The organism is Ligilactobacillus saerimneri, from assembly GCF_036689625.1.
Lineage (GTDB): Bacteria > Bacillota > Bacilli > Lactobacillales > Lactobacillaceae > Ligilactobacillus > Ligilactobacillus saerimneri.
The window spans coordinates 1,063,191-1,090,000 of the sequence record NZ_CP144759.1 but is presented as its reverse complement, the minus strand read 5'-3'; the positions used below and the strand labels follow the sequence as shown (position 1 = coordinate 1,090,000).

The 26,810-nt window shown below is 41.5% G+C and carries 26 protein-coding genes; 22 read left to right on the top strand and 4 right to left on the bottom strand.

Translation table 11 applies throughout. The features are described 5' to 3' along the window. Nucleotides 1–355 precede the first annotated feature (355 nt). Both V3C97_RS05285 and V3C97_RS05280 read left to right on the top strand, forming a co-directional pair. Nucleotides 356–1,288 carry an NAD-dependent epimerase/dehydratase family protein gene (locus V3C97_RS05285; RefSeq protein ID WP_027827175.1) on the top strand — a complete coding sequence of 311 codons (933 nt, stop codon included), beginning with the start codon at nt 356–358 and terminating at the stop codon, nt 1,286–1,288. Then, nucleotides 1,285–1,923: an exopolysaccharide biosynthesis polyprenyl glycosylphosphotransferase gene (locus V3C97_RS05280; protein WP_027827176.1), complete on the top strand. Its 639-nt coding sequence runs from the start codon at nt 1,285–1,287 to the stop codon at nt 1,921–1,923. The genes V3C97_RS05285 and V3C97_RS05280 overlap by 4 nt, the downstream gene beginning before the upstream one ends. Before the next feature lie 280 nt (nt 1,924–2,203). On the opposite strand, the gene V3C97_RS05275 is transcribed toward V3C97_RS05280, so the two are convergent. Continuing rightward, on the bottom strand, nt 2,204–2,806 hold the full coding sequence (locus V3C97_RS05275; RefSeq protein WP_338433938.1) for a TIGR01440 family protein: 603 nt from the start codon (nt 2,804–2,806) through the stop codon (nt 2,204–2,206). A 255-nt stretch (nt 2,807–3,061) separates the two neighbouring features. Between V3C97_RS05275 and nrdD the strand changes: the two genes are divergently transcribed. The 5 genes from nrdD to V3C97_RS05250 all read left to right on the top strand — a co-directional run bounded on the left by nrdD (nt 3,062) and on the right by V3C97_RS05250 (nt 8,521). Beyond that, a complete protein-coding gene (nrdD, locus tag V3C97_RS05270) occupies nt 3,062–5,212 on the top strand; it encodes an anaerobic ribonucleoside-triphosphate reductase (RefSeq protein WP_338433937.1) in 2,151 nt (716 codons plus the stop codon). Further along, on the top strand, nt 5,212–5,889 hold the full coding sequence (gene nrdG / locus V3C97_RS05265) for an anaerobic ribonucleoside-triphosphate reductase activating protein (protein WP_422392848.1): 678 nt from the start codon (nt 5,212–5,214) through the stop codon (nt 5,887–5,889). The genes nrdD and nrdG overlap by 1 nt, the downstream gene beginning before the upstream one ends. 293 nt (nt 5,890–6,182) lie before the next feature. After that, entirely contained in the window at nt 6,183–6,581 is a 399-nt protein-coding gene (gene spxA, locus V3C97_RS05260; protein WP_009553859.1) for a transcriptional regulator SpxA, read from the top strand. Between the two features lie 95 nt (nt 6,582–6,676). Next, nucleotides 6,677–7,396 carry an adaptor protein MecA gene (locus V3C97_RS05255; protein WP_027827180.1) on the top strand — a complete coding sequence of 240 codons (720 nt, stop codon included), beginning with the start codon at nt 6,677–6,679 and terminating at the stop codon, nt 7,394–7,396. Nucleotides 7,397–7,576: 180 nt separating this feature from the next. Continuing rightward, nucleotides 7,577–8,521, top strand: coding sequence for a competence protein CoiA (locus V3C97_RS05250; protein WP_338433936.1), 945 nt, complete (start codon nt 7,577–7,579; stop codon nt 8,519–8,521). 128 nt (nt 8,522–8,649) lie between these two features. On the opposite strand, the gene V3C97_RS05245 is transcribed toward V3C97_RS05250, so the two are convergent. Beyond that, a complete protein-coding gene (locus V3C97_RS05245) occupies nt 8,650–9,258 on the bottom strand; it encodes a DsbA family protein (protein ID WP_009553856.1) in 609 nt (202 codons plus the stop codon). A gap of 167 nt (nt 9,259–9,425) precedes the next feature. Here V3C97_RS05245 and V3C97_RS05240 point away from each other — a divergent pair, with 167 nt between their 5' ends. The 6 genes from V3C97_RS05240 (at nt 9,426) to V3C97_RS05215 (ending at nt 15,790) form a co-directional block, all read left to right on the top strand. Continuing rightward, nucleotides 9,426–10,070, top strand: a complete 645-nt coding sequence (locus V3C97_RS05240; protein ID WP_009553855.1) for a GTP pyrophosphokinase — start codon at nt 9,426–9,428, stop codon at nt 10,068–10,070. Nucleotides 10,071–10,100: 30 nt separating this feature from the next. Then, nucleotides 10,101–10,901, top strand: a complete 801-nt coding sequence (locus V3C97_RS05235) for an NAD kinase (RefSeq protein ID WP_009553854.1) — start codon at nt 10,101–10,103, stop codon at nt 10,899–10,901. Continuing rightward, nucleotides 10,901–11,797 (top strand): RluA family pseudouridine synthase, encoded by an 897-nt coding sequence (locus tag V3C97_RS05230; RefSeq protein ID WP_338433935.1) that lies wholly within the window; start codon nt 10,901–10,903, stop codon nt 11,795–11,797. Before V3C97_RS05235 ends, V3C97_RS05230 begins: the two co-directional genes overlap by 1 nt. Before the next feature lie 15 nt (nt 11,798–11,812). Further along, nucleotides 11,813–13,180: a magnesium transporter gene (gene mgtE, locus V3C97_RS05225; RefSeq protein WP_009553852.1), complete on the top strand. Its 1,368-nt coding sequence runs from the start codon at nt 11,813–11,815 to the stop codon at nt 13,178–13,180. Between the two features lie 153 nt (nt 13,181–13,333). Then, nucleotides 13,334–14,629: a GntP family permease gene (locus V3C97_RS05220; protein WP_338433934.1), complete on the top strand. Its 1,296-nt coding sequence runs from the start codon at nt 13,334–13,336 to the stop codon at nt 14,627–14,629. Between the two features lie 9 nt (nt 14,630–14,638). Continuing rightward, nucleotides 14,639–15,790 (top strand): glycerate kinase, encoded by a 1,152-nt coding sequence (locus V3C97_RS05215; RefSeq protein ID WP_338433933.1) that lies wholly within the window; start codon nt 14,639–14,641, stop codon nt 15,788–15,790. 242 nt (nt 15,791–16,032) lie between these two features. Here V3C97_RS05215 and V3C97_RS05210 read toward each other — a convergent pair whose 3' ends face one another. Next, nucleotides 16,033–16,581 (bottom strand): copper homeostasis protein CutC, encoded by a 549-nt coding sequence (locus V3C97_RS05210; RefSeq protein ID WP_338433932.1) that lies wholly within the window; start codon nt 16,579–16,581, stop codon nt 16,033–16,035. Further along, nucleotides 16,581–17,612, bottom strand: a complete 1,032-nt coding sequence (locus V3C97_RS05205) for a lactonase family protein (protein ID WP_338433931.1) — start codon at nt 17,610–17,612, stop codon at nt 16,581–16,583. The genes V3C97_RS05210 and V3C97_RS05205 overlap by 1 nt, the downstream gene beginning before the upstream one ends. A 166-nt stretch (nt 17,613–17,778) precedes the next feature. Between V3C97_RS05205 and V3C97_RS05200 the strand changes: the two genes are divergently transcribed. From V3C97_RS05200 to pgsA, 9 genes are all read left to right on the top strand, one after another. After that, complete coding sequence (locus tag V3C97_RS05200) at nt 17,779–18,135, top strand: PTS glucitol/sorbitol transporter subunit IIA (RefSeq protein WP_216542779.1); 357 nt, start codon at nt 17,779–17,781, stop codon at nt 18,133–18,135. A 132-nt stretch (nt 18,136–18,267) separates the two neighbouring features. Then, nucleotides 18,268–18,768, top strand: coding sequence for an aminoacyl-tRNA deacylase (locus V3C97_RS05195; protein ID WP_338434548.1), 501 nt, complete (start codon nt 18,268–18,270; stop codon nt 18,766–18,768). A 185-nt stretch (nt 18,769–18,953) separates the two neighbouring features. After that, complete coding sequence (locus tag V3C97_RS05190) at nt 18,954–19,466, top strand: tRNA (cytidine(34)-2'-O)-methyltransferase (protein WP_338433930.1); 513 nt, start codon at nt 18,954–18,956, stop codon at nt 19,464–19,466. Nucleotides 19,467–19,490: 24 nt separating this feature from the next. Beyond that, complete coding sequence (locus tag V3C97_RS05185) at nt 19,491–21,791, top strand: DNA translocase FtsK (protein WP_338433929.1); 2,301 nt, start codon at nt 19,491–19,493, stop codon at nt 21,789–21,791. Between the two features lie 100 nt (nt 21,792–21,891). Further along, nucleotides 21,892–23,151, top strand: a complete 1,260-nt coding sequence (yfmF, locus tag V3C97_RS05180) for an EF-P 5-aminopentanol modification-associated protein YfmF (RefSeq protein WP_338433928.1) — start codon at nt 21,892–21,894, stop codon at nt 23,149–23,151. 1 nt (nt 23,152) lies between these two features. After that, nucleotides 23,153–24,430, top strand: a complete 1,278-nt coding sequence (gene yfmH, locus V3C97_RS05175) for an EF-P 5-aminopentanol modification-associated protein YfmH (RefSeq protein ID WP_338433927.1) — start codon at nt 23,153–23,155, stop codon at nt 24,428–24,430. A gap of 12 nt (nt 24,431–24,442) precedes the next feature. Beyond that, on the top strand, nt 24,443–25,171 hold the full coding sequence (ymfI, locus tag V3C97_RS05170; RefSeq protein WP_338433926.1) for an elongation factor P 5-aminopentanone reductase: 729 nt from the start codon (nt 24,443–24,445) through the stop codon (nt 25,169–25,171). A gap of 93 nt (nt 25,172–25,264) precedes the next feature. Further along, on the top strand, nt 25,265–26,137 hold the full coding sequence (locus tag V3C97_RS05165) for a helix-turn-helix domain-containing protein (protein ID WP_027826663.1): 873 nt from the start codon (nt 25,265–25,267) through the stop codon (nt 26,135–26,137). Between the two features lie 60 nt (nt 26,138–26,197). Then, on the top strand, nt 26,198–26,788 hold the full coding sequence (gene pgsA / locus V3C97_RS05160) for a CDP-diacylglycerol--glycerol-3-phosphate 3-phosphatidyltransferase (RefSeq protein ID WP_027826662.1): 591 nt from the start codon (nt 26,198–26,200) through the stop codon (nt 26,786–26,788). The last annotated feature ends 22 nt before the right edge of the window (nt 26,789–26,810 follow it).

Sequence of the window (26,810 nt, the reverse complement as noted above, 5' to 3'; positions counted from 1 at the left end):
TTAATAATATTAAAAGACTGAGCCTTTACATATTAGTACTTTATTTTAGTCTGGTAATAGCAGTGAAACACTGATAAGTATTGACATAATAAGGAATAAATAGTAAATTTTAAGGTGTTCTTGAAAAGTATGAGGGGGAAGTTTGTTAGTAATACAACTTCCCTTGTTTATAGCTCGACCATATACCTGTTGCTTATTGTTCTTTACTAGCTGTTAGTTCTAGCGGCGAGTTTAAGCTCATACTTAAAGAAACATGAATTTTTATTCTAACAGACGGTTATACTGATAATTCAAAAGAGAGCAATATTGCTATTACTGATTATTGGCAATGATAGGGTATAGAGAGGAGTAAATAATGACAAAGGTACTAGTTACTGGTGGTGCAGGCTTTATCGGGTCCAATCTGGTAATTGAATTGGTTAATAAAGGTTATCAAGTAACTGTGATCGACGATTTATCAATGGGGATTAAAGCCAATCTAACTGAAGTATGGGACAAGATTACATTTTACGAACACGATGTTTGTGACCATGCTTTTATGCATCAGATTTTAGACGAAAACTTTGACTATATTTATTATTTAGCAGCTGTATCGAGTGTAGCTGATTCGGTAGTGCGTCCTTATGAGACACACCAAGTCAACTTGGAATCAGTTGTAGATACATTAGAATATTTACGGGTGCGTGATTTACATCCTAAGAAGTTTCTTTTTACATCTTCGGCGGCTGTATACGGAAATTATCCTGAACTTCCCAAGCGCGAAGATAGTCGGGTGCAACCTCTAACTCCATATGCGATCGACAAATATGCTGCAGAGCGTTATACGATTGATTATGGGACGTTATATGGTTTAAAGACGGTGGCTGTTCGGTTCTTTAATGTTTTTGGACCACGGCAAAATCCTAATTCACCTTATTCAGGTGTTTTATCGATTGTGACAAAATGTCTGTTGGATGATGAAGGATTTACCTTATACGGTGATGGAAGTCAGACACGTGATTTTATCTATGTTAAGGACATTGTTAATGCACTGATCTTTATTAGTGAAAAGCAGGAGAGCAATGATGTCTATAACATTGGTTACGGCCATCAAACGGCCTTGTTAGATGTTATCCGCCAATATGAACGGGTAGCAGGAAAAGACCTTGAGATTACTTTTGCGGATCGGCGGGCTGGTGACATTGCAGAATCACTAGCTGATGTGGCACGGTTAACTGAGTTAGGATTTAAGCCTCAGTGGGGACTAGAAAAAGGTCTTGAAGAATATTGGGAGTATATTAAGCAATGAATGATGTGAAAACTGAGTATGATTATTTAAAACATATTGGGGAACCGATCCCTAAGTCTAAACTAGTCTGGAAAAGATTCTGGGACATTATATTTGGGCTAATTGGAATGATCATCAGTATTCCGTTTATTATTATCTTTGGAATAATCATTAAATTGACTTCTAAAGGACCTGTCTTCTACAAGCAAGAACGGGTTGGTTATATGGGAAAGAACTTCTATGTGGTAAAGCTACGCTCGATGCGCAACGATGCTGAGGCTAAAACCGGCGCGGTTTGGGCGCAAAAAGATGACCCACGGGTAACACCTGTTGGTAAGTTTATGCGTAAAACCCGTATTGATGAACTGCCACAATTTTGGAATGTTTTAAAGGGGGATATGAGTTTAGTTGGTCCTCGCCCTGAACGTCCTGAATTGACTGAGAAGTTTTTCAAGCAATGGCCAGAATTTCCGCAACGTTTACGGATCATCCCTGGTATTACAGGGTACGCTCAAGTGAACGGGGGCTATGATATTGCCCCAGATGAAAAGTGCCACCTGGATAATTACTATATCGAGCATTACTCATTTGGTTTTGATATAAAAATTGCTTTGCAAACGATTAAAATAATGTTTACCGGTGATGGTGCACGCTGATAAAAAGTATGTATCAACCGTTAATTTGTAAAGCACAAAGAGTTAGAAAAATTAGCGAATCAATTACCCAAGCATGAATTTGGTATGCTTCCAAATTCATGCTTTTTGTATTGCTTAATAAGTATTTTGCAGTAAGGAATCTCTAGTCGATACGGAGCAGTGGGCCACACTTTGAGCATCGTGGTTTTTATTTCTAAAATGACCTTAATAAAAATGCCCGATAATCATTAGCGCAATTTGTCTAATAATTATCGGGCAATTTATTTACGAAATTTTATGCTTAGTGCATGTAGTATTGGTTAACTGGATGCTTGGTGTCAAATGGATCCCATTCGTACTTAGCACGTGCTCCCCCGATTAATTTTGGTCGAGACTTGAGATAAGTAACATGGGCATCACCAATTTCAGTGATAGAAGTGCGGACAGGAATTTGTACAAACTTGACATGCATCCCGATGGAAGTGTCGCCGATGTCCATTCCGCCAGCGGCAACAATATGTTCAACTTCAACAGGATCTTTAAATGCTTCGAAAGCAGCAATTTGACCGGAGCCACCAGCATGAACTTGCGGGAAGACCGTAACGATTTCTAAGTTGTTAGCTTCTGCCACGGAACGTTCAACTACTAACGCACGGTTCAAGTGTTCACATCCTTGAACAGCCAAATGAATGCCTAAAGGTTTGAGAATATGGTGAATTGTGTTAACAATGGTATGGGCAACATCCAAACTAGGGTGTTTACCAATGTGTTTACCTTGAACTTCACTAGTGCTCATACCTAGAACAAAGATGTCACCGGCTTTAAAGTTGGATTGGCTTAACATTTCAGTTAATCCTTGTTTGGTTTGTTCACCAATTTTACTTAAGTCAATATGATGTTCCATAATTGGACCCTCTTTTCTATAATGTATACATTTTCATTATAGCTGATATAAAAACGCTAGCAACTTTAATGAACTTAAATTAATTTTTTGTCGAAAATGCGCGAAGTTATAACGATTTATGTATAGAGGTAAATAATTGGTATTGTATTTAACAAGGGGACAGTATAGAATATAGTTGTTTGCCACACGACATGTTGTGGCTTTTGACAGTTTTATACACAATATATAGATATATAGAACGAAGGGGCGCTAATAATGGAAACCAGAACAGCAGTCAAATTTGCCTTTCCCAAGCAGGTTAAAAAAAATGATGGTTATCAGATGCCATTTGGATTATACAAAATCATACATATTTTACAGCAGATGAACATCAGTACTAGTGATCAAGAGCTGATTCTGGCACAGTTGGCAGATAGTTGGGCAGGACAAGATCAAGTAACAACTGCAGAGATTCGGCATACCTTATTAGCGGTTTTACGTGAACAAGGACTGAATGATGCAGCTGACCAATATTTGACAGTGCGGCACCAGCAATTAGCTGACTGGGAAATTCAAACCAATCCTGAAAAACGCTTAGCACGGTTACAGTCAAAAGATCCAACGTTAGTGCATGAAAATGCTAATAAAGATAGCAACGTTTTTAATACCCAAAGAGATTTAACGGCTGGGACAGTTGGTAAAACTTTAGGCTTAAAAATGATGCCTGAACACGTTGCTAAGGCTCATTTACGGGGGGATATCCATTGGCACGACTTGGACTATACGCCATGGAGTCCAATGACTAACTGCTGTTTGATTGATTTTAAAGAAATGTTGACCAATGGTTTTAAGATTGGTAATGCTGAAGTCGAGTCACCTAAATCTATTCAGACAGCGACTGCACAGATGGCGCAAATAATTGCTAACGTTGCATCTAGTCAGTATGGAGGGTGCTCTGCTGACCGAATCGATGAAGTATTAGAACCATTTGCCTTACGCAATTATGAAAAACATTTGCGGGAATCAGCTGAATTTATCGATGATCCGGTTAAGCAAGAACGTTTTGCCAAGAAACGGACGAAAAAAGATATTTATGATGCAATGCAGGGATTAGAATATGAGATTAACACGCTCTTTTCCTCGCAAGGACAAACACCATTTACCACTTTAGGGTTTGGTTTGGGAACATCTTGGATTGCTCGGGAGATTCAAAAATCAATTTTACGGATTAGAATTGCCGGATTGGGTCGTGAGAAACGGACAGCTATTTTCCCTAAGCTAGTGTTTACTATAAAGCGGGGCTTAAATTTGCAGCCTGGTGATCCTAACTATGATATTAAGCAACTAGCCGTTGAATGTGCAACAAAGCGGATGTATCCAGATGTTTTGATGTATGACACGATCAAGAAGATAACAGGGAGCTTTAAAGCTCCTATGGGGTGTCGGTCTTTCCTTCAAGGATGGAAGGATGAACAGGGACGAGAAGTAAATTCGGGCCGGATGAACCTGGGAGTAGTTACGGTTAATCTTCCTCGGATTGCTTTAGAAAGTGACCACAAGATGGAACAATTTTGGGAAATTTTTGAGGAGCGAATGGAATTAGCCGAAGACGCTTTGGTTTATAAAGTCCAACGAGTTCTTGATGCTCAGCCAGAAAATGCGCCTATTTTGTATCAATATGGTGCTTTTGGTCAGCGTCTCAAGCCAGGTGAAAGTGTTAAAAAACTGTTTGAGAACGAACGAGCAACGGTTTCTTTGGGGTATATTGGCTTGTATGAAGTAGGAACATATTTCTTTGGTCCTACTTGGGAAAAGAATAAGGAAGCTCATGATTTCACCTTGGAGATTGTTAAGCGCCTGGCTGCAAAGTGTAAACAATGGTCACAAGAATATGGTTATCACTTTAGTGTTTACTCCACTCCAAGTGAGTCTTTAACTGACCGCTTTTGCCGTCTAGATACCGCTAAATTTGGCAAGATAAAGGATATTACGGCTAAGGAATATTATACAAACAGTTTCCACTATGATGTGCGAAAACACCCTACACCATTTGAAAAGTTAGATTTTGAAAAAGATTATCCCTACTATGCTGCTGGCGGATTCATTCATTACTGCGAATATCCTAATTTAAAGCAAAATCCTAAAGCTTTAGAAGCAGTGTGGGATTGGGCATATGATAAAGTAGGGTATTTAGGGACCAATACGCCAATAGATCAATGCTTTAAGTGCGGTTTTAAGGGTGAATTTAAAGCGACTGCCAAAGGATTTGAGTGTCCAGAATGTGGTAACCATGACCCTAAGACCTGTGATTGCGTCAAAAGAACATGTGGTTACTTAGGAAATCCACTGCAACGGCCAATGGTTCATGGGCGCCACGTTGAAATCGCTGCGCGCGAGAAGAACTTAGCAGATGGGATGGTCGAATAATGTCTGATAAGAAAATCAAAATTAGTATCGGTGGCGATACCCAGTTTGTTTCGGCCAATCAATTTATAGCTAAAAAGGAAAAGGCACAACCACGGCGGACTAAAAAACGAAGGGGGCCCCGCAATCCGCAGCCGCAAGAATGGTTGGCGTCTGATTTAAGCCAGCAGATGATTGCGGATTATAAGCCGTTCAATTTTGTTGACGGTGAGGGGGTACGGTGCAGCCTTTATGTTTCGGGATGCAAGTTCGCATGTCCGGGATGCTACAACCGTGTTGCTCAGAATTTTCATTATGGACATCCGTATACGCAAAAATTAGAAGATCAAATCATACGTGACCTAGGCGAATCCTATGTGCAAGGGTTAACGTTGCTAGGGGGAGAACCATTTTTGAATACGCAAGTGTGTTTACGCCTAGTCAAACGAATTCGCCAAGAATATGGGCATAGTAAGGATATTTGGTCTTGGACAGGATATAAATGGGATGAATTGATGGTGGAATCTGCAGATAAGTTAGAGTTATTGTCCTACCTGGATATTTTAGTTGACGGAAGATTTGAAGAAGATCTGAAAGACTTAACACTGCAATTCCGTGGTAGTTCTAACCAACGAATCATTGATGTCCCACAGTCCTTAGCTACTGGTAAAGTAGTAATTTGGGATAAGCTAGTACATTAAAAAGATTGGGCTTGCCCAATCTTTTTTTAATACCTATTGTTAAAAAGTAAGTGATGTGATAAGATACTTACATAGTGTTAGTAAATTTGTTGTTATAAAATTATTGCTCCTAAGATAATAAGTGAATACGAGTATCTGCTAGTTGTACTTGTTTTGTAATGGGGCATAAGCAACATATTGGTGTCAAAAAGTTATTGTTTATTTAATAAATTACCTATATCTTTACTGAAAAAAAACAGGTAAAATATAAGTAGGATGTGTGAGGCTGACATATATAAAGGAATGTGATATTTATGGTTACTTTATTTACATCACCTAGTTGTACGTCATGCCGGAAGGCGCGTGCATGGTTAGAAGAACATAATATTCCTTATCAGGAAAGAAATATTTTTGCTGAACCCTTATCCAAGGATGAAATTAAAGAAATTTTGCAAATGACGGAAGATGGTACTGAGGAAATCATCTCGCAACGTTCCAAAGCTTACCAAAAGTTGAACATTGACTTGGATGAATTACCGTTAAAGGATTTGTTTGATTTAATTCAAAATAATCCTGGTATTTTACGACGTCCAATCATGTTAGATGAAAAGCGCCTCCAGGTAGGTTATAACGAAGACGAAATTCGGCGTTTCTTACCAAGAACAGTGCGGGCGATGGAATTACAAGAAGCACAGCGCTTAGCTGGATTTTAAAATCTACGGTTAAAGGCTACTCACATGTTAGAGTGGTCTTTTTACTTTTTATTTGTTATTATTAACTGAATACTCTAGCAAAGGCAGGCACCACTATGGAAGTTAAGAAGATAAATGAAAATACTATTCGTGTTTTGCTTGAAAACCAAGATCTAACTGAACGTGGAATTACTGTCCTCGATTTGCTTGGAAACCAAGAAAAAATTGAAGAATTTTTTCGAAGCATTTTAGATGAAGTTGACAAGGAACATAGCTTTAGTGACACTGATGCGGTGACTTTTCAGGTTATGCCCAACCGGAATGGGTTGGAACTACTAATTATGAAGCCAACGCAAGATTCTCAGCCAATGAATGGCATGGTTGAAGAAGATACTGGGGAAAAGACACCTAATATTGCCGATTATTTGAAAGAGCATATCTTTAATGATCTCAGTCAAGATATGGAAAGTGACGATCGCAGGACGAGTCTTGAGGATGATGGTGATGGGGTGTCAGGCTATATTGAAGATGGCGGTGAATATTCTTCATACGTTATCAAGTTTGCCTCTTTTGATGACTACTTAGCGTTAGTCAATGTGTTGCAAAAAGATGATTTAGTGTCTAACTTGTATCTATATCAAGGTAATTACTACTTAGAATTGGTTGTTCTTGCAGATACAACTGATACGAGCGAAGAAGCAAATCTGTTAGCATTGGCCCATGAATACGGGCAAGCCAGTTCGATGCGATCAGAAGTATTGCACGAGCGGGGTAAGGTTATTATGGAAAAAGCGGCACTGCAAGTGAGCAAATATTATTTTTTAGAAGAAAAATAGCCAAGAGTGGCTAAACAAGTCTTAACGGGATAGTCAATAATATTGAAGCGGGAATGTAGTTAAAAACTACACTTCTCGCTTTTTGTTTACCAGAATAACGTCAGTTCTGGTAATCAGTTCAAGCTCCTGTCTACTTTCCTATAAAACCACGTATTTTTCTAGTGAATAGGAGAGGATGATATGCTATACGCATTGGATTTACACACTAACCAATTAGTTGCTGCCAATCAAGCAACTTCCCAGAAGAATCTACTTTGTCCTGGTTGCCACAGTCCAGTAATCTTGCGCAAAGGAGCCCATAAAGTCGCTCACTTTGCCCATTATCGCCATAGCTGCCATACTTTTACCGAAGGCGAAACACAGGAACATTTGCAAGGTAAACAGTTACTAGTAAAGCAACTACAACAGTGGCCTGGGAATACTACCGTTGAAGCTGTTCTTCCGCAATTATCACAGCGACCAGATGTTTTATATCAAGACCAGGATTATCGGTTGGCACTAGAGTATCAATGCTCACCGTTGGCCACGAAACGTTTAATTCAGCGTTCAAGGGGCTACCACCAACATGGATTTCAATACTGTTGGCTACTAGGGCGACGTTATCAAATAAAGCACAAGTTGACAGCCCAGATTGCGCAATTTATCCGGTGGCACCAGCATCTAGGATATTATTTACTCTATATAGAAGTGGGGCGGGCACAGTTTGAAGTGCTATATAATATTCAAATGGCTGATTTTTTGCCACCACGTTATTTTTGTTATCGCACTTCGGCGTTTGAGCAGCTGCAGCAGTTCATGCATGAACCACAGGAATTATTTGTTTTCCCAATTACTCCTGAACAAAGAAGAAGGCAACTGTATCAGCTAGAGCGCACGTGGCGGTGTCCATCACGCCATGTACGTAAGTTACAGAATCTTTGTTACCAACGACAACAAAACTTACTACGATTAGGTCCCGAGTTCCTAGCCACGGAGTATGAACCACCTTTTTTTGCTGGCTGGTCGTATGCTTGGCGCTTGCAACGGTATCTAGGGGCAGAAGAAGTAGCCCAAAGAGAGCTATATCAACAACCTTTTATCAAACAAAAAGAAATTTTAGAAAAAATAATCGACAAATGGATGTAAAATATCCTTGTGATAAGGCGGTTGGTTTGCATATATCCCAAGCTTCTAGGCTTGCGGTTATTTTCCACATTATTTCTGTAATATTAGCAAATAAAAAAGAGAAGGCGGATAACCTTCTCTTAATTATCTTAATTGTGGGGTAATGGGAATGTGCCTGCAACTGAATCGGTCCCGGTTTCTTTTTCTGCTAAGTAAGTAGCAAGGGCCTTAATAGCACCCGTACCTTGAAAAGAAAAAGCACAGGTATCATTAATAGGATCACATACAACAATAGTTGGATGATCAGTGACATTCATTTCGGCAGCTACTTTTTGGTCTTTATGGAAAGACGCGACTGCTAGCGGTGAGTTGCGATCTTGAGAAAACATTTCCCAATCAAGGTGAGCAACCGCCGCTGCTTTTTTAGCTACTGCATCGCTATAAGGTTGTTTCTCTACCCCAACTTGCTTTTGAACGCTTAATAAAAATTGACAACCACGTTCTTTTCCCTGAAAACAAGCTGCTTTGTAATCAATAGCAGACTGATAGATTTGTTGGGAAAGGTCATTACGTGCTTCTAAGTTATCCAGTGCCAAGTGATGACGCAACATAACAGTTTCAATTGTTTTGAGCGACATTAACGTAATGAAACGGAACCGGATTTTTTGTGAAGTATGGCTGACCAACTCCAATAAGTCCTTTTCAGCTTGATAGCAAATTTTTCCAATTGGATTAACGAATAAATATACTTCTAACAACTTTTCTCCTCCGCCTCACATATAACTATCCTTACTTTATCAAAAACAAATTTTTTTTCAATTATTATGTTTTTCCTGCAAGAATAATGAGTTTGCTTTTGGCATACTTCTGATCTGTGTTACACTGAAAAAGTGTATATTGAGGCGAAATGAGGGTTATGCGTGTGATGGAAAACTGGATACAGTTTATTCAGCCTTATAGTCAGGCTGTTAATGAATTAATCTTCAAATTTCAGGAATATCAGGAACAATTTGCCCAAACGGGTCAGCACGTGCCGATTGAATTAGTAACGGGACGGGTAAAAACGCTGGCAAGTATTGAGGAAAAGATGAAGCGACGCAATATTCCGTTATCACGGCTAGACCCGGATATGGAAGATATTGCCGGGGTTCGTATCGTATGTCAGTTTGTAGAGGATATATACCAAGTCGTGGCATTAATTCGGCGGCGGCAGGACTTTAAAATCTTGGAAGAACGCGACTATATTTCCAATCGTAAACCGAGCGGCTACCGGTCATACCACATTATCATTGAATATCCGGTGCAGACGCTAACTGACATCAAAGTGGTAAAGGCTGAAATTCAGGTACGGACGATGGCGATGAATTTTTGGGCAACTATTGAGCATTCACTAAACTACAAATATCATGGACAGTTTCCGCATGAGTTGGCGCAACGGTTGCAAAAAAGTGCTGAGGCAACGTTTTTATTAGACACAGAAATGTCCAATATTAGGGATGAGATTCAAAAGGCACAAAAAGAGTTTGAACATCGGAAGAATAAAGGCGGGCATCCCCACCTGTTCCAGTAGGTAAATGAAACCAGTTTTGGAGGAAAGACAATGAAAGTAGCAATTGTCGCAAATAAATTAGCTAAAACACAGGTGATTAAGCAAACGCTCTTGCAGAAATTAAGGGATAATGGGATCGGAGTTGATGATCAATACCCTGATATTGTTATTTCTATTGGGGGTGACGGAACGTTGCTTTCGGCTTTCCATGATTATCAAGATCAAGTTGATCGGATACGATTTATTGGTGTCCATACCGGTCATTTAGGCTTCTATACAGATTGGCAGGCCAATGAACTAGACGATCTAGTGGTTAGTTTATTATCGGACAATGACCAAGCAGTTACCTATCCGCTGTTAGAAGTTAAGGTACAGTTTGCTGATACAGCGAAGTGTAGAGAATATTTGGCTTTAAACGAGTCGGCTTTAAAGAAATTGAGTGCAACCTTAGTGACGGATGTTTATATCGGGGGAGAATTTTTTGAAAGATTTCGGGGTGATGGGCTGTGTGTTTCCACTCCTACGGGATCAACTGCCTATAATAAGTCGTTGGGTGGGGCAGTAGTTCATCCTGACCTCGATGTAATGCAGGTGGCTGAGATTAGTTCCTTAAACAATTTGGTTTTTCGAACTTTGGGATCACCGATGATTATTTCGCCTAATGATACGGTGAAATTCATTCCTGAACAGGAAACAGAGTTTCTTTTAACTGTTGACGCTATGACCTTGCCCCAAAAAAAGATTGCCCAGATTTCTTACCGGGTATCCAAGCACCGCATCCGGTTTGCTAAATACCGCCATAATGATTTTTGGGACCGGGTGCAGGAATCATTCATTGGGAGTAAAAGATAATGGATTTGCAGTGGGAATATCAAGGGGAAGTCCCCATGAAGTTGAAAACTTTCCTCAAAGAACAACAACTTTCCCGGCGTTTACTGAGTACAATTCGTAATGATGTCGAGGGGACAATCTTAGTTAATGGTCAGTCCAGCCGCAAAATTGATAAGCTTTTCGCTGGCGATCAGGTTCATGTGATTCTTCCCCCAGAACAAATCAGTACTAACATCGTGCCATCTTTTGTGCCAATACAGGTGGTTTATGAAGATTGCGATTTTTTAGTGGTAAATAAACCGGGCCACTTGGCTTCAATTCCTTCAGCTGTTCATCCGGATGATTCATTGGTAAGTAGGGTGTGGGGTTACTACTTGCTTCGTGGATATGAGCAGCAAGGAATTGTTCCCCACATTGTAACGCGCCTAGACCGCGATACTTCAGGCTTAGTTCTTTTTGCTAAGCACCGGTTGGCTCATGCTGCTGTTGCCCAGCAGCTAACAGCCCACACACTACTCAAGCATTACTATGCAATCATTGCTGGAGATGATTTGGAAACGGATTTTGTAGTTGCTCAACCAATTGGTCCTGATCCAGATAATGTATACAAGCGCCAGGTGCGTTCTGACGGCAAATTGGCATATAGCCACTTTACCCGGCTAAAAGTAAGCAATGGTAATAGCCTATATGAGGTTGACTTGAAAACGGGGCGTACACATCAAATTAGGGTCCACGCTGCTTTTATGGGACATCCGTTGATTGGTGATCGACTGTACGGAGGGCCACAAGGAGTAGGCCTCGAGCGTCAAGCCTTACACTGTCATTACTTACAATTTTGGCAACCTTTTTCCCATAAGCAGGTGGTAGTCAATACACCTTTACCAAGCGAACTAGCACAATTACTGAAATTAAAATAGAAGAGGTGACTATTCATGGTTGAAAAACAACTGAATAATCATGAGCAGATCACAACCATAAAAACGTTATTAGATGCTCAAAAAGCCCGTAAGTTTCGGGAAACTTATTTGGCTTATCACGTTTATGAACAAGCACAGGTATTTATTGAATTAGACCGGGATGAACGAACACGGTTATACCGGTACTTGACCCCCGAAGAAGTTGGGGATATGTTCAACGCGATTGAAGAAGAACCTGAAAAAGTGGTGGCATTTTTTGATGAAATGACTCCTACATATGCGGCCGGGGTAATTAATGAAATGTATTCAGATAATGTCGTTGATATCTTGGCTTATGCCAATAAAGAACATCTGAATAATTACTTACGGTTATTACCGGCTAAAACAGCAGCTGAGATTCGTAAATTACTCCATTATGAGGATAAGACAGCTGGTTCGATCATGTCGACAGAATTTGTCGCTATTTCGCAGGAGCTTAATGTTGAGCAGGCAATGCAAGAAATTAAAGTAGCGGCTAAAGATGCCGAAACTATTTATTATGTATATGTTATCAACGATGAGCAACGTTTAGTGGGGATTTTGACCTTGCGGGATATGCTCCGCAATGAAAACCACATTATGGTTAAAGATATTATGAACCGGCAAGTAATGTCGGTAAAGGTTGAAGACGATCAGGAAGATGTTGCTCGGACAATTCGGGACTATAACTTCTTGGCTATCCCGGTAACTGATTTTGCCAACCATATGATCGGTATTATCAACGTCGATGATATCATTGACGTTATTGATGAAGAGTCGGCGGAAGATTACTCTGGGTTGGCTGCGGTTGACGTTGAGCAACCAGATGAAAGTCCGTGGCGGGCTGCCTTTAAGCGGATGCCATGGCTGATTACGTTGTTACTCTTAGGGATGTCGACTACTAGTCTGATTTCACATTATGAAAGCTTAGTTAGTCAAGCTAGTATTTTGGCGGTTTTCATGTCATCAATTACGGGGACGGCTGGGAATGCTGGAACCCAAAGTTTGGCGACGGCAGTGCGCCGCTTAGCATTTGATGATGACGAAAAGTCGTTGCTTCGCCAATTGTTTGGTGAATTGATCACAGGCGTGATTTTGGGTTTGGTTACAGGCACAGTGATCATGATAATCGTCGGTATCTGGAAGCATAATTTTGTGCTGGGATTTGTGATCGGTTTTGCCATGATGTGTGCAATTATCGTCGCTAACTTAGCGGGGAGTTTTATTCCAATGTTTATGGACAAGATAGGGGTTGACCCAGCGGTGGCTTCTGGTCCCTTTATCTCAACTCTTAGTGACTTAACATCAGTGTTGATCTACTTTAATATTGCGCGCTTATTCTTGAATTTTTTTGTTGGACAATGAATAAGCTTAAGCCAGCCTTGTCCAGCCGGATGTTCCACCTGGCTGGACAAGGTTTTTTTATTATTCAAAGCATGAATAAAGTTTGTTATTGATTTCACAAAGTTAGACTACTATACTAAAAACTGATTTATCATTACTAGGGAGATGTAATACGTGATTATTTCGTGGTGGGGGGCCTTGATCGGTCTTGCGAGCGCAATTATCTTGATTTTGCGTAAACTAAATGCAGTATATGCTCTTTTTTTGGGTGCGATCATTGGCTGCTTGTTAGGTGGCGCTAATTTAGCGCAAACAGTAGATGTATTAGTGAAAGGTTCACAAAGTGTCATGGGAACCGTTGTCCGGGTCCTGGCAGCGGGGATGTTGGCCGGCGTTATGATGGAGTCGGGAGCTGCCAATACATTAGCGCGGACAATTGTAAAAAAGTTAGGGGACAAAATGGCACTATTTGCCCTTGCATTGGCCACAATGGTGATTACTGCTGTGGGGGTATTTATTCCGGTAGCAGTTTTGATCGTTGCGCCAATTGCACTTGAAGTCGGACACCGGAGTCATATTTCTAAGTTGGCTTTGTTGGTTGCCCTTTCAGGTGGTGGCAAAGCGGGAAATATCATATCACCGAATGCCAATACAATTGCTGCTGCTAAGGGTTTTGGATTAAATCTTAGTCAAGTAATGATCGCAGATTTTATTCCCGCTTTAGTAGCACTTATTGTTACTGTAATTGTCGCTTCTTTCCTTAAAGGTAGAGGTCCAGCAGTAAAGGATACTGATCTGGATGAAAGTGATCAGGAGGCCTTAGAGAGTCTACCGCCTTTATGGGCTTCCTTGGTAACACCAATCATTGCCATTATTTTGTTGCTGATTAATCCACTAGGGCAGATTTTTCACATTGGGTGGATGAGTACAATTGATCTGGATGCCACCTATGTCTTGCCGTTTGCTGCCGTTATTGGCGCCTTGGCAATGAAAAAGGGAGCTTATTTATCGCATTATGCTGCTACTGGTGTGGCTAAGATGACAACGGTTGTTATGATTTTGATCGGGGCTGGAGCTATTGGAGCCACGATTACCCAATCTACTTTGCCTGAATTACTGATAACCGCAATTAAAGTCAGCCATATTCCAGGAACTTTATTAGCCCCGTTGTCTGGGATCTTGATGGCTGGGGCAGCTGCTTCCACTTCTACTGGGGTTATTTTGGCCACCGGTTCATTTTCAAAGGCAATTTTGGGCTTTGGTGTCAGTCCTTTGGCCGGCGCTGCAATGGTTCATACTGGGGCGATTGTTATCGACCAGTTACCACAGGGGAATTACTTCCACGTTACCGGATCTGCAATGCATATGAACATCAAAGAACGGTCAGAAGGTATTCTTTTTGAAATGTTATGTGGTGGAGCAGCTTGTTTGACTGCAACGCTTTTATATGGCTTTTTGCACTTAGTTTAGGAGGTTAACATGAAATTTCTTATTGCACCTGATTCTTTTAAGGGTTCGTTGACTGCTAAGGAAGTTGCACAGGCAATCAAGGCAGGTATCGAGCGGGTTTATCCCCAAGCAGAATACCGGTTGGTTCCGATGGCTGATGGTGGTGAAGGAACAGTTCAGTCACTGGTTGATGCGACAGCAGGACGCTTGCTCACTAAGCATGTTACAGGACCCTTGGGCACAACAGTTGCTGCTCAGTATGGGATCTTAGGTGACGGACAGACGGCTGTGATTGAGATGGCCCAGGCCAGTGGCATTCAATATGTGAACGAACAGACGAAAAATCCTTTAGTAACAACGACCTATGGGACCGGAGAATTAATCTTAGACGCACTAGACCAAGGGATAAAAAAGATCATCTTGGGAATTGGTGGTTCGGCCACTAATGATGGTGGTGCAGGCATGGCACAAGCATTAGGCTTTCGTTTGCAAGATAAAAATAATCAAGAACTAACCTTTGGTGGTGGGGCTTTGAACCGTCTTGATCACATTGAAAGCCAAGAAGCTGATCCCCGCCTGCAAGAAACAACTATTCTAATTGCTTCGGATGTAACCAATCCCTTAACAGGAGAAAACGGAGCAGCGGCAGTATTTGGTCCCCAAAAAGGTGCCAGTGCAGCTGATGTGGCTGTTTTAGACCATAACCTGCACCATTACGCAAATATTGTTAAACGTGATTTGGGGAAAGACCTTGAGCACACAGCTGGTGCCGGAGCTGCTGGTGGTTTGGGAATGGGACTTTTAGCCTTTACCCAGGCACAAATGGCACGCGGAATCGATTTAGTGATTGAGTTTACCCACCTAAAGCAACAAGCTCAAGGAGTAGATTTTGTCTTTACTGGTGAAGGTGGCATTGATTTTCAAACTAAGTTTGGTAAGACACCTTTTGGCGTAGCTAAAGCAACTAAAGAAGTAACGCCAACAGCGCCGGTAATTGTCTTGGCAGGAAATGTTGGGGAGAATATTGATTCGTTGTATGGAAGTGCAGCAATGGACGCTATTTTTGCTACTCCAGCCGGGGTTAAAGATCTAGATCAGGCGATTGCTGATGGTAAACATGATATTGCCCAAACTGCAGAGAATATCGCCCGGTTACTTAAAGCAACTAGAACGCAGCAATAATAATTAGTGAAAAAGGAGGCTGAATGGCCTCTTTTTTTCTTGTCAATATATGAGAATACATAAACACCCGCCATATAAAACTATATGCCGGGTGAAATTGGCCACAGGACTAATTGAGAAAATTATGCATGCAACTTGTGGCTGCAAAATAAAAAAACTTAGGCGCAAAGCAGTTAACGCCTAAGTCAGAATGATAAAAATTAGAGAAACTAATAAATCAGTGCTATTCCCCAGATCCTAAATTACAGTTCTAAAATAAACCGGTGCTGATCGGAAAGATCAGCTGCATCTGAAGCAACAACAGGCACCACCAGGGAATCAGAAAGATCATGTTGCGTCGAGTAAATGTGATCAAGTTGCTGATCATGGGCCCATTTAATTGCAGCGGTTACTTGACTTGGAGCTAACTGATCAATGCTCCAGCCTAAGCTAACTTGCATTCCGCCCGCAGCTGCTATCAACTGCACTAAACTTGAGCTGTCTAAACCGCCTTTGTCAGTTAGTGCATTGATAATTACTCCATCTGCACCTAATGACTGCACAGTGAAAATATCAGCTTCCATGATTTTAATTTCACTGTCATTGTAGATATAGTCAGGCTTGGGAGCGGCGATGAGAACATCAACCGCAGCACCATGTTCATGGGCATAGCGTACCGTTTCAGCAATAAAACCATGACTAGGGGTTGTCAGTGGCGAAGTTGCGCTAGCGATAGTTAAGTGGGTGTAACCGGCATTGAGAGCAGCAGTTACAGCAGCAAAGTTAGTAACAACTTTATTTTTAATTAACATTAATTATTTCCTCCAATAAAGTGAACACATACCCCTTGCGGTAAAGTTGTGTCGTGCCAGAGGCGTTGGCGTAACAAACCAGTAGCAGGATCGCGCCGGAAAAGGGTAAGGTTGTCAGAATTTTGGTGGGCTACTAAGAGAAACTTGCCGGTTGAATCGAGGGCAAAGTCCCGCGGAAAGTCCCCAGCAGTGTTAGCATTTTGGATTAAGTGTAACTGATTATTGGCAGTGATTGCAAAAACAGCAATCGAATTGTAACCACGGTTGGAAACATAGAGGAATTTTTTATCAGCTGATATGCGAATCGCTGCTGCCCCATTATGAGCCTGCCAAGAGGCAGGAATAGTGGCATAAGTTGCCACGATAGTAAAGCGTCCGTTGGAATAATGAAGCAAAGCGACTTGACTGCTTAATTCCCCAACTACATAAGCGGTGGCTTCGTCTTTGAAAACAATATGTCGCGGACCAAACCCAGCAGGAAGGTCAGTAACATGGTCCAAAATAAGGCGATCATCTGCAACATGAAGTGTCAGCAGCTGGTCAGAACCAAGATCAACAGCAATTAAATTGCCGTCAGGAGCCAGATCAACGTAGTGCAGGTGTGCGCTTTGCTGTTCTGGACGGGGGCCATGACCGCAACGATGTAAAGTATCACAGAGGGTCAAAGTATGGTCTGCTGCTACCCGGTATAACTTGATGTCAGCGGTATGGTAATTAGCAGAAAACAGGAGGTGCTTAGTAGCATCATAAGCAACATAGCATGGGGCTGGGCCAGAAGCTAGAACGGTGGACTTTAATTGAGCTGTCCCAGAGTTAGCATCATAAACGTAACTGGCTACACCTGCTTCATTTCCCTGCTTAATAATCGAATATAGGCCCCCATTGTCGTCAGTTGTAAGATAAGTAGGGTTATCTAGGGTAGCAATATTCTTGATGTCATGTACTTTGGTGGTTACTGGGTCAAGCGTTCCACTGTAAATCCCCTTACTTGCCTTACTGGTATAGGTTCCAAAAAGGATTTTTTCTTCCATAAATATCATCCTTTCACAGAATAAAGCTAGAAATTAATTTATTCTCAGTATAGCACATTATAGTTGGCGAACTTTCTTTCTCCTGGTGGGATTAAGTTTGCTGGTACAACCACGGCGGGAACTATGGTAAAATGAATATAAAAATTAATGGTAAGGAGGGAAAATGATGCTTGAATCGCAAGTGATGTCAATTGGATCAGAAGCAATTTCGGCAGATGATCCGCTACTGATCTTATTTGACGAAACTGCGTCCGATCAATTACGGAAGGTTTCGGTTATTCAACGATTCTCAGGGCTTTTACCAGAGAATTATGATATTGCTGTTGGCAACAAGATCAAGTTTGATGATCAAGAATACACAGTAAAGTATGTTGGCGAGCTAGTAAAGAGTAATATCTTGATGATTGGCCATGCTACTTTGAACTTTAAAGATGTACCAGAAAACCCACAGCAAAACGCTATTTACTTGGAACCATATAAGTTACCTCAGATCAAAAAGGGAACTATCATCAAGTATAGCTAACAAAGAGCCATATCAATGAAGCAATTTTCCAGGTTTAACCGGTGTAAATCCGCTTTATGATGGCTCTTTTTATTTGCATAAGACATTATGATAAAACTATAATTAATAATAAATTAACAGAGGGGGAGCATGATGGCTAAGAAAAAGAAGTTAAAAAAGACTAATGAAGAGCGGATCTTAGACCAACATGGAATTGCGTATCAAGAATATACATTTGATTGGATCAATCGTGGAAATGACGCTTTAGCAGAAGCAGAGGAACAGGGCGTTCCAGCGAGAAGCTTGTTAAAAACGATTGTTCTCAATGCTAATCAAGATCCCAAGGATTATTTAGTAGTATGCCTACCACTACAAAATGAAATTGATTTAAAGAAAGTCGCTCATGAATTGGGGAAGAAACAAGTTCATTTGGCTGATAACAAAAAGTTAATTAATATTACCGGTTATGTTCATGGGGCTAATACGCCAATTGGGATCAGTTTTAAAAAAGGCTTTCCTATTTATTTTGATGAACGAATTAAAGAATATTCTGAGATTTCAGTATCAGCCGGTAAAATCGGGCGGTCGGTTAGGATGAAACGTGAGGATCTTGTCAGTTTGGTGCGGGGACGCTATATTGCAGTGGAACGGTAAAAAACAAAAGGGCTTGTAATTATCTAAAATTGTGGTATTATAGTTTCTAAGAAATCGGTTGTTAGTAATTATCGTCAATAACGTTAGTTACTAGATGATTGTACTTCATAACGTAGCCGTTCGCCGTGCCCACACCGAATGGTTACGCTTTTTTTATGCACATTTTACCAGAGAGGAAGTTAACAGTGACAAATCATATTGCGCTATTTGAACCATTGATGCCTGCTAATACGGGAAATATTGCCCGGACATGTGCGGGAACTAATACGGAGTTACATCTAATTGAACCATTAGGTTTTTCGACTGATGACAAACATATGAAGCGGGCTGGCTTAGACTATTGGGATAAGGTCAAGATTACTTATCATAAAAACCTGCGGGAATTCATTGATTCTATTCCAGATCTGAATAATCTGTATATTGTTTCTAAGTTTGCTGAACGAGCATACACTGAAGTTGACTATACTGATACAATTAAGGATCACTATTTCCTTTTCGGCAAGGAAACGACAGGCTTACCTGAACAATTTATGCGGCGGTATCCGGAAAAATGTGTCCGTATTCCGCAAAATGATCACAACATCAGAGCGTTAAACCTATCCAACTCGGCTGCTATTGTGATCTACGAAGCCTTACGGCAACAACAATTTCCTGCGCTGGAAACCCAGCATACTTATGAGCATGATAAACTTAAGTAAAAGAGACTAAAGGGGGAAGCACTCATGCCGCAAAGAAAAAGAAAAAAAAGAAGAACTGCTACTTCGACCGATCATTCCCGGCGAGTTGAGGGCTTGATTTTTATTCTTTTAGGAGTGCTGGGGTTACTAAAATTAGGCCATTTAGGACGACTATTTGACAATTTATTGCGGATTGTTAGTGGCGATTTCTATCAAGTTTTGGCAGTTTTGGTGGTTCTTTTAGGAGGATATTTGCTCCTTAATGACCGTGACCCCCACCTGAGCAAGCGGACATGGTGGGCAAGTAGTCTCATAGTAGGGGGAAGTCTTTTATTTAAAGAAGCGTATTTTTTCCAGCAGTTGGATTTACATGCTAATTTTATTAGCATTAATTGGCAGTATCTAATTCAAGATATTATTGCTGATACACTAGGTAATTCGGTTGGTGGGGGGATGGTAGCAGCCTTCCTGTACACTGGGACACATTTTTTGGTGGCCCAGTTGGGTTCATTTATAATTGCGAGTTTACTTATCATCCTCGGCGTTTTAACTGCCTTTAACATAAGTTCCCGCCAGGCATTGGAAGTAGTGGGGCGTTTTTTGGCGCAGGTTTTCCGATGGAGCGGAAAATGGGCTAGTCGTGGTGGTCAAAAGGGTAAAGAAGTATTCCATAACTTTAAGCAACAAGCAGACAAACGCCGCAATGAAAAAACCCCTGAAAAAATCCAAGCTGATCCCCAAGAGCCAGGTGTTCAACCACCGGCTGCCATGGCCCCTAGGGAAAAAGTAATTACCGATAGGGAACCTGAAAAGCAGACAAGCGTGTGGAATCAGGTTCAGCCGCCTAAGAGCGATGAAGCCAATCACGAAAATCAGAAACGGGCAGAGCGAATGTTGCAACAACGCTACCGAACACCACTCACTGATTATCAGTTGCCACCTTTGAGTTTGCTTCAGGACGGGACAACAGTTGATCAAAGTGCAGAAAAACAAGTTATTAAGCGCAACGAGCGGATCTTGAAGGAAACCTTCGAGAGTTTCGGCGTTGATGTTGAACTAAAAAATACTATTTTGGGACCTTCAGTTACGAAATACGAGTTACATCCCGCCATTGGGGTTAAAGTGAGCAAAATAGTTAATTTGACTAATGATTTAGCCTTGGCTCTAGCTGCTAAAGATATCCGGATTGAGGCACCAATTCCAGGAAAGGCTTTGATTGGGATCGAAGTTCCCAATCAAAAAGTGGCACCGGTAGCATTTAAAGATGTTATTAGTGAGGAGCAAAAAATGTCCCACCAACCACTGGAAGTGCCCATTGGACGCGATATTGCGGGCAAATTAATCACAGCTGACCTGGCTAAGATGCCCCACCTGCTGATTGCTGGTTCGACGGGGAGTGGGAAGTCAGTAGCGATTAATGATATCATCACTAGTTTACTGATTAATAACCTACCCACTGAAGTCAAGCTCGTTTTAGTCGATCCTAAAAAAGTTGAATTGGGGATTTATAATGATATCCCTCACCTGCTAACGCCAGTTGTAACTGAACCACAAAAGGCGGCTAAAGCTCTGCATAAGCTGGTCAAGGTAATGGAAGATCGTTATGAGCAGTTTGCTAATACGGGGCAGCGGAAAATTGAAACATATAATGAAATGATTATGCGACAAAGCCAGGAGCAGGGCACGGCTGAACCGTTGATGCCATATATTGTTTGTGTCTTGGACGAACTATCAGACCTGATGATGGTAGCAGCGAGTGAAGTCGAAGCGGCGATTATTCGTATTGCACAGATGGGGCGGGCCGCAGGGATCCATTTGATTCTTGCTACCCAGCGTCCCTCAGTGGATGTCATTACTGGTTTGATCAAGGCCAATGTGCCATCACGGATGGCTTTTGCTGTCTCCAGCAATACTGACTCGCGTACAATTATTGACCAATCTGGTGCAGAAAAACTCCTAGGCCGGGGGGACATGTTGTACCTGCCAATGGGACAGAACAAACCGACCCGGGTTCAGGGGGCATTTGTTACAGATGATGATGTCAAGAATGTAGTTGACTTCATCAAGAAGCAAGCCCAAGCAGATTATGATGAGACACTCTTGGTAACAGATAATGAACTTGCTGATGAGAATGAGGCTGAAGAACGGGATGCACTTTTTGATGAAGTGGTAACGTTTATTCAGCAGCAACAGAAGTGCAGCATATCATTATTGCAACGCCGGTTTAAGATTGGCTATAACCGTGCAGCCCGGATCGTTGATCAACTAGAAGCAGCGGGGCTAATTGGCCCAGCTGATGGAAGCAAGCCACGGCAAGTATATGTTAAGCCGGATCAAAATGAATAAGGCTAATGAGCGCACCTAAGATTGGCGCGCTTTTTGTATTTTAAATTGTTAATAAAAGAATATAATAAAGCCAAAAGAGGAAAGTTAGGGAGGAAATTGCTTGGAAAAAGAAATTTATCCAGGAGTAACACTAACGGTTATTCCTACAAAGCAGTTCACAACAACACAAATCATTGTTTCATTTACGGGAGTTATTCCTGATGCAAATTATTTAACGACCCGGTCGTTACTGGCATACATGCTTGAAACAAGTAGTCAAAAGTGGCCTACTCAAAAAGCCGTTGCTCAGAAGCTATCCCAGATGTATGGGACAAGCTTTGGAACGACAATCAACCGCCGCGGACGGACCCACAGTTTAAGTTTTGTTGCGGGAGTAGTGCATGATAAATATTTGCAGACTGATACAGATTTAGTACAGGAAGCAGTGATGTTTTTAAAAGAAATGATTTTTCACCCCCTAGTTAAGGAAGGGGCTTTTGATGAGGATACCTTTAAGTTGCAAAAAAGCAACTTGGCGACGTATATGGAATCAGTAGATGAAGACCCCCGGTTAATGGCCTTATACGGGTTGCGGTCGCACTACTTTGATGATCCTAGCCAAAAAGTACCACAGTTTGGGACACCAGTAACACTGAAAGATGTAACCAACCAAGACCTGTACCAGGCCTATCGTACGATGGTTACCAAGGACCAGGTCAATATTATTGTGACGGGAGATGTTGACCCAGCGACAATTATGGGGTTGGTAGCGACATTGCCCCTGGGTCCTCGAACCAAGATAGATAGTACGATCCAGTATGATCAACCAGCACAAGGATCAGTCCGAAAAGTGACAGTCAAGCAGCAGTTACAGCAGACCAAGTTGAATTTTATGTATCATTTGCCATTGGATCTTAACAGTAATGATTTTTTTGCCGCTATTGTATTCAATGCTTTATTTGGGGGCGATCCTCAATCAAAATTATTTATGAACGTTCGGGAAAAAAGCAGTATGGCATATTATGCTAGCAGTAATTTTGATGTTTTACGGAATGTTTTGTGGGTCCAAACGGGAATAGAAACTGCCAATAAAGAAAAGGTAAAATATTTGGTGGCTGCGCAATTAGCGGCCCTCCAACAGGGGGACTTCACAATGGCAACTGTGGAGAATATAAAGAAAAGCCTTATTAATGAACGGATTAGTCGGGAAGATACCCAAGCGACTTTAGGTACCCGGGCCCTGATCGGGAACTTCCTAGGGCGGCAGTATTCAACTGCAGAATGGTGCCAGCGGATCAAGAATATCACTAAGGATGATATCGTAACCATAGCGCAGCGGGCGTCGCTGCAATTAGTATATTGTTTAGAAGGAGGACACTAGCATGCAAGAAACATTATACCCATTGTTTGCGGAAAGAATGCAAACAGAGCGTTTAGCCAACGGTTTATTGGTGAACATGATTGCGCGTCCTAATTTCCATAAAACATATGCTATTTTGACAGTCGACTTTGGTTCGATTGATGACACGTTTACCACTGAACAAGGGGAAAAGATAACGGTTCCGGCAGGAATTGCACATTTTTTAGAGCATAAACTTTTCGAAAAAAAGGATCATGATGCATTTGATCTTTTTGGGAAATACGGTGCTGATGCCAATGCCTTCACTAGTTATACGCGGACAAGTTATTTATTTGCTACTACAAGTCACCTGGACGAATGTATGAACGTATTATTGGACTTTGTGCAGACACCGTACTTTACGGAACAAACAGTGGCAAAAGAAAAGGGCATTATTGAACAAGAAATAAAGATGTATGATGATGATCCTTCATGGCAGCTGTATCAAAAAACAATGGCGAACCTTTATCCAGGTTCCCAGTTAAGTTTGGATATTGCAGGCAGTGCAAGTAGTATTGCACAGATTACAGCCCAGGATCTTTATACATGTCATCGATATTTTTACCAGCCAAGTAATATGAACTTGTTTGTAATTGGTAACTTTGTGCCGGATGAACTTTTGGCAGTGATCAAGCAAAACCAAGCACAAAAAACTTTCCCTGAAAAAGTTGTGCCCCAACGGTTCTTTGCGCCCCTTGCACAACCAGTTGTACCTCAAACAGTGGTTCCTTTGGCAGTTAAGGTGCCAAAAGTTATGCTCGGAATCCGGGGTACAGAGGCGTTACCGATAAATCGGGAGGGGTTAAAGAAGAAGGTTGCATTGGAATTGTTATTACACCTCTTATTTGCGGAAACCTCCCCAACATACCAAGAGTTGTACGACCAAGGGATAGTGGATGACAGCTTTGATTATGAGCTGCAAGTGGAACGGGGCTTTTATTTCATATTGGTTGATGGCAATACTCGGCAACCAGAAGCATTTGTAGCAGCGATTAAGGAAATTTTGCAAACTGCTCCAACGACTGTGGCCAAACTTACTGAGGAATTAGCCTTAGCTAAGAAAGAATTTCTGGGGCAGACAATCAAGAGCATTAATTCTTTGGAAGCAATTGCTAACCGGTATGAAGGACCGTTGTTTGGCTATGCTACGATTTTTGACTTAGTACCGTTGGTTCAGGAAGTAACTTTAGCGGATGTTCTTGCTGCCACTAAGATAATCGACTTTGATAATCTAACAATCAACCAGGTTGTGCCACAGTAAGGAGATAGAGAAATGACAAAATGGGCATTGATAATTGGTGCATCAGGAGGGATTGGTCAGCAAATTGCAACGACTTTAGCAGCTGACGGCTGGTCATTATATTTGCACTATCACCAGCATGAAGAAACAATTCAGCAAATGGTCGACCAATTTAATCACCAGTATGCCGGACAAGAATTTATCCCCGTGCAATATGATCTGACTGATGAAGCGAATTTGTCGGCTTTGACAAGCAACATTTTTGCTCTAGATGCATTGGTTTTTGCACAAGGAACAACGCATTATAGCTTATTTAAGGACTTGCCTTTAGTAAAATTGCAGACGATGTTACAGATGCAAGTGGTAACCCCACTGCGCTTGGTCCAGGAGTTTGAGGACAAGTTAGCACGATCATCTCACGGCCGGATCGTTTTCTTGGGTTCGGTATATGGTGGTGCTGGCAGCCCAATGGAAGTAGGGTATAGCACAGTCAAAGGAGCATTGTCTGCCTTTGCTAAGGCGTATGCCCAGGAGGTCGCATCGACAGGAATTACAGTAAACGTGGTTGCCCCTGGAGCAGTGGCTACGCCGATGAATGATATTTTTACCGGTGCGGAAAAAGCAGCCGTGACAGAAGAGATTCCGGCCGGGCGATTTGCAGATCCTAACGAAATCAGCTACTGGGTTAAGGTCCTTTTGGACCCGGCAGCCCAATACTTAACTGGGGAAACAATCTACGTTACCGGAGGATGGTTAAGATAAGCTTAATCCATATTAATCTTTGCTGGTCTGTGTGATATACTTTAAAACAGATTATTTTATTAGAGATTGAAATTTAAACGGAGTGTAAATTCAATGAGTGAAATTGGTGAAAAACTAAAGAATGCGCGGGTAGAGAAGGGCTATACCCTCGATGATTTACAACAAATTACTAAGATTCAAAAACGGTATTTAATTGCAATTGAAGAGGGGAGATTTGAAGCTTTACCGGGAGCATTTTACATCAAAGCATTTGTGCGGCAATACGCAGAAACGGTTGATTTAAATCCCCAGGAGTTATTGGCTGAACTCAATGCTGAATTAGGTCAAGGAGCACCAACTGAACCAGTAAAGCAAAATGAAGCAGTGACTAGGACAGCAATTTTGCGGGAAAAACAAAAGACATCTCAGCCATCGAAATTGGAACGCTTTTTATCATACTTACCAACTATCATTATCGTGGCGGTTGTCATCGCTATTTTGGGTTCGATTTATATCGTTGCTTGGGGGAATCACCAAAAAAATGCGGATCAGCCAATTGATGTTTCATCCGCCAAGGTTGAAAAAACAAGCGATGGTTCAACAACTCCTAAGAAGAAAAAGAGTTCATCCAAGGCGGCTAAATCTGCTGTTACAAGTCGTAAGCAAAAGATCACTTATATTAGTGGTACAACTTACACTTACCAATTAAAGAACGGGGCTAAAAAGAATAAGATCACATTGAAAGCAACTAACGGAGCTGCATGGAATGCGGTTACTGTTGATGGGACACAGGTTTGGCAAGGAACATTGACCAGCGGGAGCACCCATACCGTGACAGTTCCAGCCGACGCTACTAAAATCAAGCTTTCGATTGGGAATTCTAAAGCAACGAGTTTGACAATTAACGGACAAGAATTCAACTACAAGAAGCAGGGAAATGGCGAAACTGTTCGGACGCTGATCATCAATGTTGGTAAAGCGGCCTAAGCTCACTCTGTAAGGCGTGTGGTTGTTAATGTGAGGAATGGATAAGGGAGTATATTTAAGATGAATTTACCTAATAAGTTGACTGTTATCAGAATTTTCTTAATTCCGCTGTTTATGCTAGTTTTACTTTTGCCACTAGAATGGGGCGAAGTAACTTGCTTAGGAACGGTAATACCAGTTACGCAGTTAGTGGGCGCAATTATTTTTGCGGTGGCTTCGATCACTGATTTTGCTGACGGACAGATCGCACGGCGGCGGCACTTGGTATCCAATTTTGGTAAGTTTGCAGATCCCTTGGCCGATAAGATGTTAGTCATGACAGCATTTATTATTTTGGTCCAAATGGGAAAGGTGCCTGCATGGATTGCAGCGATTATTGTTTGTCGGGAATTAGCAGTAACCGGGTTGCGCTTGATCGTCGTAGAAAATGATGGTGAAGTTATGGCAGCTGCTATGCCGGGGAAGATCAAGACTTTTACGCAAATGTTTGCGATTATCTTCTTGTTCCTTAACAATGTTTTATTTGCACCGGTACACTTTCCAATTGGTGAAGTTCTCTTATATATTTGCTTATTCTTCACTGTATATTCGGGAGTAGAATACTTCTATAATAGTCGAGACGTTTTTGCTGATTCGTTTGGAAAGAAATAAATTAACCATCAAATAAGGGCTA